Raw genomic sequence first — 11,532 nt, 5'->3', positions numbered from 1 at the left:
AGCGGGAAGTTCCGCATCCCCGAGCTCCACGGCCACCTCCTCGACACCGTCCTGGGCCACCTCACCTCCCCCCGCCGACTCGCCGCCAAGCACGCCGCCGACGGGACCCGTCAGAGCGTGATCGACGAGTCCGCCCCGTCGTCGCAGTCCTACCTGGTCACCCAGGGCCAGGCCCTGTGCGAGCTCATCGAGCACCTCCCCACCACCGGACTGGCCACCTCCCAGACCACCGTCCTGGTCACCCTCGACCTCGACGCCCTCCTCACCGGGATCGGCGCCGCCAAGCTCGACACCGGCACCACCATCACCGCCGGCGAGGCCCGCCGCCTCGCCTGCGAGGCCGGGCTGGTCCCCGCCGTCCTCGGCAGCCGCTCCGAACCCCTCGACCTCGGCCGACTGACCCGACTCCACACCCTCACCCAACGCCGCGCCCTCTCCCTGGTCTACGACAGCTGCGCCGTCGGCGGCTGTGAACGCCCCTTCGCCTGGTGCGAGATCCACCACCACCAACTCGCCTGGGGCAACCACGGGCATACCGATCTCGACAACGGGCTCCCCCTCTGCGGCCACCACCACCGCAAAGCCCACGACCCGGGCTGGGACCTCAGACGACACCCTTGTGGGGACTACCGATTCCACCGGCGGCGGTTGGAGCGAGGCGCCGGGGCGGGTCCCCGCGGCGGGTCCCAGCGGCGGGTCCCAGCGGGCGGGCCCCAGCGGTTGGGTCACGGCCGGGTGCTTCACAGCGGACCGAAGGCTGCCTCCGGGGAGATCTCCAGCTCCACCTCCCGCAGCACGCCGAGCAGCTCGCGCTCCTCGTAGCGGAAGTGCGACTCCATGATCGCGGCGATCCCGTCGAGGTGCCGTTGGAGCTTCGCCGGCGGGTCTTCCCGCTCGATCGCGCCGCGCAGCGCCGCGATCAGGTTCGCGATCATGGAGTGGTCCTGCCGCAGGTAGCCCAGCACCGAGGCCAGCTCCGGCCGCAGCTCGGCCAGCCGAGGGAACAGCGCGTCGTCCTCCCCGCGGTGGTGGCCGTCCAGGGCCACGCAGAACCCGTGGCAGTGGAGCAGCAGCTCCCGCTCGACCAGCGGGATCGCCCGGCCCTCGCGCAACGACTCCTGGACGATCTCCAGCGCGTCGCGCAGCCGTGCGTGCACGGCCTTCATCTCGTGGTGCCAGGCGATCAGCCTGTGTACGTCCTCACCCACGGGTGAGGAACGAGGAACGGAGCGTCATCGACGTCACCTTCCCGGTTCGGCACCTCCATGCGTGACGCTGTCCGCCACCCGCACGCGATGCTGGGCGCGAGGCTAGCGACTCCTCGTGACCCTGGCCACTGCCCACGCTCCGGCCATGCTCCGGCCACCGGCCCGGAAGCGGCTCGGAAGCGGGTCCCGGCCACGGTCCGCCGTAGGATCCCTGCGTGTTGCACCAGCCCGGCCTCGATCCCGACGACCTCGCGACCACGATCCGCGTCCTCGAACGGCTCCACGAGCTCCCCGACGACCACCCCGACCTGATCCAGGTCAAGCGGGCGGCCTCGCACATGTACAAGGCTCTGAAGAAGGAGCGGCGTACCCGCAAGCGCGAGGCCGAGGCGGCGCACGACCGGGCGATCATCGAGCAGACCGCCACCGGCTCGCCGATGCGGATCGACGACGAGACCGCGGGGATCCCGCTGGTCTCCCACGCGCCGGGCGCCTTCGCGGGCGAGCTGCTCACCCCGCGGGGCTGCTACATCTGCAAGGAGGACTTCACCCTCGTCGACGCCTTCTACCACTGGCTCTGCCCCCGCTGCGCCGCCATGTCGCACGCCAAGCGCGACCAGCGCACCGACCTCACCGGCAAGCGCGCCCTGCTCACCGGCGGCCGCGCCAAGATCGGCATGTACATCGCGCTGCGGCTGCTGCGCGACGGGGCGCACACCACCATCACCACCCGGTTCCCCAAGGACGCGGTCCGCCGCTTCTCCGCCATGGAGGACTCGGGCGACTGGCTGCACCGGCTCAAGGTCGTCGGGATCGACCTGCGCGACCCCGCCCAGGTGATCAGCCTCGCCGACGACGTCGCCGCCGCCGGCCCGCTGGACATCCTGATCAACAACGCCTGCCAGACGGTGCGCCGCACGCCGGGCGCCTACTCGCGCCTGGTCGAGATGGAGGACGCTCCCCTCCCCGGCGACCGGGAGCTGCCCGAGATGGTCACCTTCGACGGGATCTCCGAGGCTCACCCGGCCGCCATCGCCGGCGCCCTGACCACCACCGCGGTCGCCCACCACGAGGGGGAGCCGACCGAGCTCGCCGAGGCCGCCCACACCGCCGCCTCGATCACCGCCCTGGCCCTCAAGGCCGGCAACGCCTCGCTCGCCGCCCACCTGGACGGCTCGGCCGTCGACGCCGGCGGTCTGCTGCCCGACACCCAGAGCACCAACTCCTGGACCCAGCACGTCGACGAGGTCGACCCGCTGGAGCTCCTCGAGGTGCAGCTGTGCAACTCGATCGCACCGTTCCTGCTGGTCTCCCGGCTCCGCCCCGCGATGCGGCGAGCCGTGCAGGCGGGCGCGCGCCGGGCCTACGTCGTCAACGTCTCGGCGATGGAGGGCCAGTTCTCCCGCCGCTACAAGGGGCCGGGCCACCCGCACACCAACATGGCCAAGGCGGCGCTCAACATGATGACCCGCACCAGCGCGGGCGAGATGTTCGAGACCGACAAGATCCTGATGACCGCCGTCGACACCGGCTGGATCACCGACGAGCGGCCCCACCAGGAGAAGCTGCGGATCGCGGCCGAGGGGTGGCACGCGCCGCTCGACCTGGTCGACGGTGCGGCCCGGGTCTACGACCCGATCGTGCTCGGCGAGCAGGGCGAGGACCTCTACGGCTGCTTCGTGAAGGACTACAAGCCCTCTCCGTGGTGACCCCCGGGCCGCGCCCGGTCCTAGGCTGACCGCATGGCGATCCTCCACCGCGCGACCCTGACGCCCACGAAGGCCGAGCTCGTCGAAGCGTGGCTCGACCGGCAGCCCTGGGGTGGCGCCGGGGAGGTCGAGGTCATCGGCGGCTACCGCTTCGACGACCCTGACGGCGAGGTGGGCGTCGAGGCGCTCCTCGTCAGCCGCGGCGACGTCGTCCTCCACGTGCCGCTGACCTACCGCAGCTCACCCCTCGACGACGTCGAGCCGGTCGCAACCATGGACCACTCCGTCCTCGGAGCGCGCTGGGTCTACCCGGGCGACGCGGACCCCGTCGGGCGCGCCTGCTTCGAGCGCGCCCTGGCCGGTGAGCAGGAGCAGGCGGTCCTGGAGGTCCACGAGGACGGCGTGGTGGTCGATCGGCGGGAGCCCGTCGTCCGGGTGCGGCGCCGGGTCGGCGCCGCGGACGCCGCCGAGGCACCGGCCCGGCTGCGGCTCGCGCGGGTGCTGGGTGAGGCGCTGCCAAACCAGGAGCAGCTCGTCGCGACCTGGCCCGGCGGCGAGGCCGTGGTCGCCGCCCGCTGAGGTCTCAGACCGGGATGGCCTCACACGCCGGCGCGCTCGCGCACCAGCGCCACCGCCCGGCGCGGATCGTCGGCGTGGAAGGTCACCCGAGTCAGAGGGCCCGGCGCCGGGCCAATCGCCGGGTCCAGCTCGACGACCACGCCCGCCTGACCGGCGACCACCATCTCCAGCTCGTCGTCGAACTGCTCGGCCGACCGCTGGGTCCGCGGCTGGCGGTGGGTGGTGCTCACCGCTCGCACCGCGGCCAGCGGGAGCGACACGTCGTGGAAGACGCTGAAGCGCAACCGCAGACGCTCGGCTGAGACCACATGCGGGTAGCAGACCAGCGAGGCGACGAACCCGGCCAGCCAGACCACGCCGACCACTCCGAGCACCAGGGCGAGCGCCTTCACCGACTCCGGGAGCAGGGCGTGCAACAGCACCGCGACGATCCCGTCGACCACGGTCAGCACGGTGAGCATCGCGACCAGCGGCCCGGAGTAGGCGATGGGCTCCTCGCCCGGGGCCACGTCCCGGCGCCCGGTCAGCAGCAGCCCGAGCGCGCGCAGCAGCATCACCTCGCGGCGTACGTGCCTCACGAGCCCACCGCCCCCCGGCCGGTCCGTCTCCCCCGCGAGCCGCCTAGGAGAGCGGCGGGTCCGTCGGGCGCTCGGAGCCTGCCTCGGGGCCGGTCCCGGGAGCGCCGTCGGACGGCGTCGGGCCCGTCGCGGGCCCCCCGGTGGACGGGCTCGACGGGCTCGACGGGCTCGACGGGCCGTCGATCTCCGCGACCGGGTCCATCCGCCGCTTGGCGGCCAGCTTGTCGAGGCCGCTGAGGAGACCGGTGCGGACCTTCTCGACCTTGTCGGCGTACTGGCCCTTGGTCTTCGTGTTGACCCGCTCGGTGGCCTTGCCGATCCAGCCCTCGACCTCGTCGCGGCGCTCGTGGGCCAGGCCACCGGCCTTCTCGACCGTCTCGTTGACCGTCTTGTCGGCCTCGTCGGCGAGCTTCTTCAGGCGGCGCTCCACCTCGAGCTCGTCGATCTTCTTCTTCATGTCGTCAGCGAAGGCCATGAGGATCTCCCGGGTCACGGTGTCGGAGCACAGCGCGTGGGCGCGTGCGTGGCACCAGAGTAGGTTGCAGGGCGTGACGGACGGGAGCGACGAGCAGCACGGGACCACCGCCGACCTCGGCTTCGCTCGCGTCGACCTGGACCGGCGGCGGCGCACCGGCGACCCCGAGGTGGTCTACGGCGCCGGCAAGACCGCCGCCGAGGTCGCCGACATCCTCACCACCCTGCACGCCGCCCACCCCGACCGGGCGGTGCTGGCGACCCGCCTCTCCGAGGAGTCGCTCACCGCCTGCGCCGCGGTCGGGGCCGACGTGGACGCCGTGGCGCGCACCGCCGTCCTCGGGCCGCTGCCCACGCCCCGCGGGCGCGTCGTCGTGGTCGCCGCCGGCACCTCCGACGCCCCCGTCGCCACCGAGGTCGAGGTGACGGTGCGGGTCCACGGGGCCGGCGTCGAGCGGATCACCGACGTCGGGGTCGCCGGGCTGCACCGGCTGCTCGCCGTCCGCGACCGGCTCGAGGCCGCCGACTGCCTCGTCGTCGTCGCCGGGATGGAGGGCGCGCTGCCCTCGGTCGTCGGCGGCCTGGTCGGCGTCCCGCTGATCGCGGTGCCCACCAGCGTCGGGTACGGCGCCTCGCTGGGCGGGGTGGCAGCGCTGCTGGGGATGCTCAGCTCCTGCGCACCCGGAGTCACCGTGGTCAACATCGACAACGGGTACGGCGCCGGGGTCGCGGCCGCCCGCATCGCCCGCCAGTCGGCCGCCCAGCCGGAGGAGCGCCCGTGAGCGGGACCGTGTGGATCGACGCCTCCCTCTCCGGCGCCAGCGGCGACATGCTGCTCGGCGCCCTGCTCGCGGCCGGCGTCCCGCTGGAGGAGCTGCAGTCCGCGGTCTCCGCCGTCTCGCCCGAGCCGGTCACCCTGCGTGCCGAGCGGGTGAACCGCGGCGGCTTCACCGCCACCCGCTGCCACGTGGAGGTCGCCGACTCCCAGCAGCACCGCAGCTGGCGCGACATCCAGGAGCTCCTGGGAGACGCCGCCCTGGCCGAGCCGGTCCGCGAGCTGGCGCTCCGGGTCTTCGAGCGGCTCGCGGCCGCCGAGGCAGCCGTGCACGGCGTCGACCCGGCCGAGATCGCCTTCCACGAGGTCGGCGCCCTCGACGCGATCGCCGACGTGGTCGGGGTCAGCGCCGGCTTCGTCTGGCTCCGCGACCGGGTCGACGTCACCGAGGTGGTGGTCAGCGCCGTCGCGGTCGGCTCCGGCACCGTCCGCGGCGCGCACGGGGTGCTGCCGGTGCCCCCGCCCGCGGTCGCCGAGCTGTTGCGCGGCGTCCCGTCGTACGCCGGACCCGACGGCGCCCCGGAGACCGAGCTCTGCACCCCCACCGGCGCGGCGCTGCTCACCACCCTGGCCACCGGGTGGGGCGCGCAGCCGGCGATGGTCACCGAGAGGATCGGCGTCGGCGCCGGCGGCCGCGACCCCGCGGGTCACGCCAACGTGCTGCGGCTGCTCGTCGGGCACCCGACCGCCCCCGGGCCCCACGAGGTCCGGGTGAGCAGCGTCCCGGACCCGCGCCCGCTGCTCATCGAGTCCAACATCGACGACCTCGACCCGCGCCTGTGGCCCCAGGTGATCGCCGCGCTGCTGGCCGCCGGCGCGAGCGACGCCTGGCTCACGCCGATCCTGATGAAGAAGGGCCGGCCGGCGCACACCCTCTCCGTCCTGGTCGCCGCCGAGCGGGCCGAGGAGGTCCGCGCGGCGGTCTTCCGGCACACCAGCACCATCGGCGTCCGCGAGATCCCGCTCGGGAAGCACGCGCTGGAGCGTGAGATGGTGGACGTCGAGGTCGACGGGCAGACCATCGCGGTCAAGCTCGCCCGGCACCACGGGGACCTCGTCAACGCACAGCCCGAGTTCGACGACGTCGTCCGGGCCGCCAGTGCCCTCGGCCGCCCGGTCAGCGAGGTGCTGGCGGACGCCGCGGCCGCGAGCCGGGCTTTCCTCAAGGAGTAGGCCACGTGGACCTCGCGGTCGTCGCGCTCACCTTCGGCGCCCTCTTCCTGGTCGAGCTGCCGGACAAGACCTTCATCGCCACCCTGGTGCTCAGCACCCGGTTCCGGCCGCTGCTGGTCTGGATCGGCGTCGGGCTCGCCTTCGCGGTGCAGACCGGGATCGCGGTCGCCCTCGGCAAGGCGGCGGCGTTCCTGCCCACCGAGGTGGTGCGGGCCGCCGCGATGGTGCTCTTCCTGGTCGGCGCGGTGCTGCTCTTCCGGGAGGCCCGCAGCCACGACCAGGCCGAGGGCGAGTCCGAGACCGAGCAGGAGTTCTCCGAGAAGGCCGCCGCCCGCGGGGAGGTGCGCGGGTTCAAGGTCGTGCTGACCTCGTTCCTGGTGCTCTTCGCCGCCGAGTGGGGCGACCTCTCCCAGCTGCTCACCCTGTCGCTGGTCGCCAAGTACGACGACCCGGTCTCGGTCTTCCTCGGCGCCTGGGGCGCCCTGTTGACGGTCTCCGGCCTCGCCGTCATCGTGGGCCGGGTGCTGCTGGCGAAGGTGAGTCTCTCGGTCCTGCACTACGCGGGCGCCAGCGTCTGCCTGCTGCTCGCGGCGCTCTCGGCCTACGAGCTGCTGGCGGGCTGAGGCCGCGGGCTCCTCGGCGAGGCGGCCGACCAGCTCGAGGACCCGCCGCCGTGGCTGGTCGACGCCCGCCGACGACTCCTGCTCCCCCGGATGCCGGAGCTGCCGCTCGCCCCGCCGCCGGGCGTGGCGCCCGCCACTAGAGTGCCGGGCATGGTCGCGACGGATCCAGCCAGCGCTCAGCCCGCCCGACTGCCACATGGCGCCGACAGCGAGGTCGGCACGCTGCAGACGGTGATGCTCCACCGTCCCGGGCCCGAGCTCAAGCGGCTGACGCCCCGCAACAACGACAAGCTGCTCTTCGACGGCATCCCCTGGGTCAGCCGCGCGCAGGAGGAGCACGACGCCTTCGCCGCCATCCTGCGCGACCGCGGCGTCGAGGTGCTCTACCTGACCGACCTGCTGACCGAGACCCTGGCCGGCGCCGAAGCCCGCGAGCGGGCGATCGAGGGCGTCACCAACACCCTGCACCTCGGCGACACCATGGCGACCTACCTGCGCACCGCGCTCCACGACCACACTCCCGACGAGCTCGCCCTCTTCCTCACCGCCGGCGTCCGCAACGACGAGGTCCGCGGCGGCTTCGGCCTCGTCACCTCGCTGATGGCCAGCGACGACTTCCTCATCGACCCGCTGCCCAACCTGCTCTTCACGCGCGACTCCTCGGTCTGGATCCGCGACCGGGCGGCGATCACCTCGCTGGCGATGCCCGCCCGGCGGCGCGAGGCCCAGCTGACCGAGCTGATCTACACCCTCCACCCGCGGTTCGTCGGCACCGGCACGATCCACGGCTGGCAGCACGAGTACGTCGAGGGCGGCGACGTGCTGCTGATGTCACCGGGCGTGGTCGCGGTCGGCGTGGGCGAGCGGACGACGGCGGCCGGCGTGGAGCGCTTCGCCCGGCACCTCTTCGCCCACGGCCTGGCCCACACGGTGCTGGCCGTGCCGATCACCCAGGAGCGGGCGACCATGCACCTGGACACGGTCTGCACCATGGTCGACGTCGACAAGATCGTGATGTACCCCAACGTCGCCGACTCGTTGCGCGCCCACGCCGTCACCCAGGACGACGCCGGCGGCGACGGCACCGGCGACCTCGTGGTCGCACCCGCGGAGCCCTTCCTGGTCGCGGCGGCCAAGGCCATGCAGATCGACACCCTGCACCAGATCGACACCGGGCTCGACCCGGTCACCGCCGAGCGCGAGCAGTGGGACGACGGCAACAACACCCTGGCCCTGGCGCCCCGGGTGGCGGTGGCCTACGAGCGCAACGACGAGACCAACGACCGGCTCGAGGCGGCCGGCATCGAGGTGGTCCGGATCGCCGGCTCCGAGCTCGGCTCGGGCCGGGGCGGCCCGCGGTGCATGAGCTGCCCGATCTCCCGGGCGCCGCTCCCGCCCGGCTGACGCCGGCCCGAGGCCCCTTCCGCTCTGCGACCCGGTGGGGTAGGGATGGAACGGTCCGATTGGCGAACCGCCAAGGGCTGGAGGCGCCGATGTCGAGCGACGAACCCGCCACGGCGCGCCCGGCCCGGCACCAGTGGCGGCTCACCGGCTCCGACGTGTGGCGGCTGGTGTCGACCTGGGCGGTCTCGACCGCGGTCCTGTGGCTCTCGACCCGGCTGCTGCCCGGCCTCTCCGCCTCCTCCCTCTGGCGTCTCGCGGCGGTCGCGGCGGTCAGCGGGGTGGTCGGCCTCCTGGTGCGCCCCGTGCTGGTGGAGATGAGCGTGCGGATCGCCTGGCTCACGGTGCTGCCGCTCGCCTTCGTCGTCCAGGGGGTGGTGATGCACGTCGCGATGATCGCGGTGCCCGGGATCACCTCCACCTGGGCGATCGCCTTCGCGGTGAGCTGGCTGTGCGCGATGGCCGGCACGCTGGCGGCCTACGTCGCCTCCGCGGGCACCGACGCGTCGTTCACCACCGCGCTGGCCCGGCGAAGCCGCCCGGTGGCGCCGCCCGACCCCGAGGTCGACGGGGTGGTGGTCGTCCAGCTCGACGGCGTGCCCTTCCCGGTGCTGCGCTGGGCGGTGCAGGCCGGCGGGGTGCCGACGATCCGCCGGTGGATCACCTCGGGCAGCCACCGCCTCCTGGAGTGGACGCCGCAGCTGCCCTGCACCACCCCGGCCAGCCAGCAGGGCATCCTGCACGGCACCGTGGCCGGCATCCCCGGCTTCCGGTGGTACGACCGGGAGCTGGGCCGGGTGCTGGTCGCCAACCACCCGGCGGACGCCCGGATCATCGAGGAGCGGGTCAGCGACGGCCGCGGCCTGCTCTGCGAGGACGGCACCTCGATCTCCAACCTCTTCTCCGGCGACGCTGCCCGCGCGCTGCTCACGATGAGCCGCGTCGACGCCGACCCCGGCTCGCTCCAGACCAAGCGGGCCGTCGCCTGGTTCATGCTCACCCCCACCGGCTTCGCCCGCAGCCTGACCCGCACGGTGGGCGAGGTGGTCAAGGAGCGGTGGCAGGCGCGGGTCCAGGTGCGCCAGGGGCTGGAGCCGCGGATCCCACGGACGTGGACCTTCGCGATGCTCCGCGCCCTGACCAACGCCCTCCAGCGCGACCTCAACACCGCGCTGGTCGCCGAGGAGATGCTGGCCGGCCGCAAGGTGGTCTACGTCGACTACGTGGACTACGACGAGATCGCCCACCACGCGGGGATCCTCCGGCACGAGTCGATCGCCTCGCTCGAGGGGCTCGACCGGGTGCTGGCCCAGCTCGAGCGGCTCGCGGCCCGGGCGCCGCGCCGCTACCGGCTCGTGGTCGTCTCCGACCACGGCCAGTCGCAGGGCCAGCCCTTCGCCGACCGCTACGGCCGGGACCTCGCGGCGGTCTGCTCGGAGCTGATGGCGGTCGAGGTCCGTCATCCCGTGGCCGCGGACGAGGGATGGGGCCGGGCCCACGCCCTGGTCCAGGACCTGGGCAGCGAGGGCCTGGCCGGCCGGGTCGCCCGGCCGGCCCAGCGCCGGGTCGACCGGGAGGTCGACCGGGAGAACGGCGCGAGCCCCGGGCTCACCCACGGTGGGCGGCACGCCCCGGCCGCCGACGAGGTCGTGGTGCTCGCCTCGGGCAACCTGGGCCTGCTCTACGTGCCGGGCCCGACCCGCCTCAGCCTCGACGAGCTGGACCAGCGGTGGCCGCGGCTGCTGTCCGGGCTCGCACAGCACCCGGGGGTGGGGTTCGTCGCTGGCCTCGACGAGGAGGGGGCGCCGTGGGCCCAGGGGCCCGACGGCCGGTGCCAGCTCGCGACCGGCCACGTCACCGGGAAGGACCCGCTGCGCCACTTCGGCGAGCCGGCCCACCGGCTGCTGGCCCGCGCCGTGCTGCGCCCCGAGGCACCGGACCTCTACGTCAACAGCTCGATCGATCCGCACACCCTCGACATCGCCGCCTTCGAGGAGCTCGTCGGGGCACACGGCGGCCTCGGCGGGTGGCAGGAGAGCGCGGTCCTGCTGGTGCCCGGCGACCTGGCCGACGCGGTGCCGCAGCGGGTGGAGGGCGCCGACCAGCTGCACCAGGTGCTGCTGGGGTTCCTGCGCCTCAGCGGCCAGCGCCGGGAGTCACCCGTCCTGGCCGACGTCGAGGGTCCAGGGCTCGCCGGGGGCGACCTGCACCACCTCGCACCCCGGAGCCCCGTCGGCGACCGCTGAGACGAAGGCGTCCAGCGGCCGCTCGAACCAGCCGCCCGCCGCCCGCATCATCGGCGGGTGCAGGGTGCCCCAGTGGACCGGCAGGGCGTACCGCGCCCCCGTCCTCGCGCAGGCCTCCGCGGCCTGCACCGGACCCAGGTGGCCGCCGGAGAGGCGCGGGCCCCACCCGCCGATCGGCACGATCGCCACGTCCAGCCGGTCCGTCCCGGCGAGCCCGGGCAGGTCCACCATCTCCCGGTAGAGCTCGGTGTCGCCGGCGAACCACACCGTGGTGCCGCGCGAGCGGAGCAGGTGACCGTGCGCGTCGCGGGGCCGGTGCGGCAGGGGCCGGTCGTGGTGCACCGCGCGCACCAGCCGCACCTGCACCTCGCCGACGTCGAGCCACTCCTCGGGACACACCCCCCGCAGGCCCTGGCGGGTCGCCCAGCGGGCGTTGGCCGGGCCGGTGACCACCGGCACCCCGGGCACCAGCCGCAGCGACGGGAGCTCGGCGTGGTCGAGGTGCAGGTGGGAGAGGAGGACGGCGTCGGTGCCGGCCCACTGCTCGGCCCGCGGCGCCGGCGGCCGGCGGCGCAGCAGGTTGTTGTGGGCTCGCAGCAGCGGGTCGGTCAGCAGTCGGCTGCCGGCCAGGTCGATCACCACGGTCGAGTGGCCCAGCCACACCAACCTGAGCAGGCCGTCTCCAGGCACTCCTCGAGCGTAGCCC

Annotated in this window: 12 protein-coding genes; 8 read left to right on the top strand and 4 right to left on the bottom strand. The window is 74.1% G+C overall.

Annotated features, from left to right (window positions below; genetic code table 11):
• Positions 1 to 822: HNH endonuclease signature motif containing protein (locus AC4BG9_RS15975; protein ID WP_490572104.1), on the top strand; the 822-nt coding region annotated here is incomplete at its 5' end.
• On the opposite strand, the gene AC4BG9_RS15970 is transcribed toward AC4BG9_RS15975, so the two are convergent.
• Positions 741 to 1,208, bottom strand: a complete 468-nt coding sequence (locus AC4BG9_RS15970) for a hemerythrin domain-containing protein (RefSeq protein WP_490572103.1) — start codon at positions 1,206 to 1,208, stop codon at positions 741 to 743. The two genes, AC4BG9_RS15975 and AC4BG9_RS15970, sit on opposite strands and share 82 nt — an antisense overlap.
• A gap of 215 nt (positions 1,209 to 1,423) precedes the next feature.
• On the opposite strand from AC4BG9_RS15970, the gene AC4BG9_RS15965 reads away from it, so the two are divergent.
• Positions 1,424 to 2,917 (top strand): SDR family NAD(P)-dependent oxidoreductase, encoded by a 1,494-nt coding sequence (locus tag AC4BG9_RS15965; RefSeq protein WP_490572102.1) that lies wholly within the window; start codon positions 1,424 to 1,426, stop codon positions 2,915 to 2,917.
• Positions 2,918 to 2,950: 33 nt separating this feature from the next.
• Positions 2,951 to 3,496, top strand: a complete 546-nt coding sequence (locus AC4BG9_RS15960; RefSeq protein ID WP_490572101.1) for a maltokinase N-terminal cap-like domain-containing protein — start codon at positions 2,951 to 2,953, stop codon at positions 3,494 to 3,496.
• A 20-nt stretch (positions 3,497 to 3,516) separates the two neighbouring features.
• Here the strand turns inward: AC4BG9_RS15960 and AC4BG9_RS15955 are convergent, their stop codons facing one another.
• Positions 3,517 to 4,074 (bottom strand): hypothetical protein, encoded by a 558-nt coding sequence (locus AC4BG9_RS15955; protein WP_490572100.1) that lies wholly within the window; start codon positions 4,072 to 4,074, stop codon positions 3,517 to 3,519.
• A 43-nt stretch (positions 4,075 to 4,117) separates the two neighbouring features.
• Positions 4,118 to 4,549 carry an antitoxin gene (locus AC4BG9_RS15950; RefSeq protein WP_490572099.1) on the bottom strand — a complete coding sequence of 144 codons (432 nt, stop codon included), beginning with the start codon at positions 4,547 to 4,549 and terminating at the stop codon, positions 4,118 to 4,120.
• A 73-nt stretch (positions 4,550 to 4,622) separates the two neighbouring features.
• On the opposite strand from AC4BG9_RS15950, the gene larB reads away from it, so the two are divergent.
• From larB to AC4BG9_RS15925, 5 genes are all read left to right on the top strand, one after another.
• Positions 4,623 to 5,330: a nickel pincer cofactor biosynthesis protein LarB gene (gene larB, locus AC4BG9_RS15945; protein ID WP_490572098.1), complete on the top strand. Its 708-nt coding sequence runs from the start codon at positions 4,623 to 4,625 to the stop codon at positions 5,328 to 5,330.
• Complete coding sequence (gene larC / locus AC4BG9_RS15940; RefSeq protein WP_490572097.1) at positions 5,327 to 6,556, top strand: nickel pincer cofactor biosynthesis protein LarC; 1,230 nt, start codon at positions 5,327 to 5,329, stop codon at positions 6,554 to 6,556. Before larB ends, larC begins: the two co-directional genes overlap by 4 nt.
• 5 nt (positions 6,557 to 6,561) lie before the next feature.
• Positions 6,562 to 7,179 carry a TMEM165/GDT1 family protein gene (locus AC4BG9_RS15935; protein WP_490572096.1) on the top strand — a complete coding sequence of 206 codons (618 nt, stop codon included), beginning with the start codon at positions 6,562 to 6,564 and terminating at the stop codon, positions 7,177 to 7,179.
• A gap of 150 nt (positions 7,180 to 7,329) precedes the next feature.
• Positions 7,330 to 8,583: an arginine deiminase gene (locus AC4BG9_RS15930; RefSeq protein WP_490572095.1), complete on the top strand. Its 1,254-nt coding sequence runs from the start codon at positions 7,330 to 7,332 to the stop codon at positions 8,581 to 8,583.
• An 89-nt stretch (positions 8,584 to 8,672) separates the two neighbouring features.
• On the top strand, positions 8,673 to 10,826 hold the full coding sequence (locus AC4BG9_RS15925) for a phage holin family protein (protein WP_490572094.1): 2,154 nt from the start codon (positions 8,673 to 8,675) through the stop codon (positions 10,824 to 10,826).
• Here AC4BG9_RS15925 and AC4BG9_RS15920 read toward each other — a convergent pair.
• Positions 10,737 to 11,516, bottom strand: a complete 780-nt coding sequence (locus tag AC4BG9_RS15920; RefSeq protein ID WP_490572093.1) for an MBL fold metallo-hydrolase — start codon at positions 11,514 to 11,516, stop codon at positions 10,737 to 10,739. The two genes, AC4BG9_RS15925 and AC4BG9_RS15920, sit on opposite strands and share 90 nt — an antisense overlap.
• Positions 11,517 to 11,532 lie beyond the last annotated feature (16 nt).

This window comes from Nocardioides sp. Z40_12 (genome assembly GCF_058215795.1).
The sequence above is the reverse complement of the archived record's forward strand: the minus strand, read 5'-3'. Positions and strand labels throughout refer to the sequence as shown.

Bases quoted from the DNA above. Each gene is read 5' to 3' on its own strand.
- AC4BG9_RS15960 (WP_490572101.1), top strand. From the start codon at position 2,951: ATGGCGATCCTCCACCGCGCGACCCTGACGCCCACGAAGGCCGAGCTC.
- AC4BG9_RS15950 (WP_490572099.1), bottom strand. From the start codon at position 4,549: ATGGCCTTCGCTGACGACATGAAGAAGAAGATCGACGAGCTCGAGGTG.
- AC4BG9_RS15930 (WP_490572095.1), top strand. From the start codon at position 7,330: ATGGTCGCGACGGATCCAGCCAGCGCTCAGCCCGCCCGACTGCCACAT.
- AC4BG9_RS15925 (WP_490572094.1), top strand. From the start codon at position 8,673: ATGTCGAGCGACGAACCCGCCACGGCGCGCCCGGCCCGGCACCAGTGG.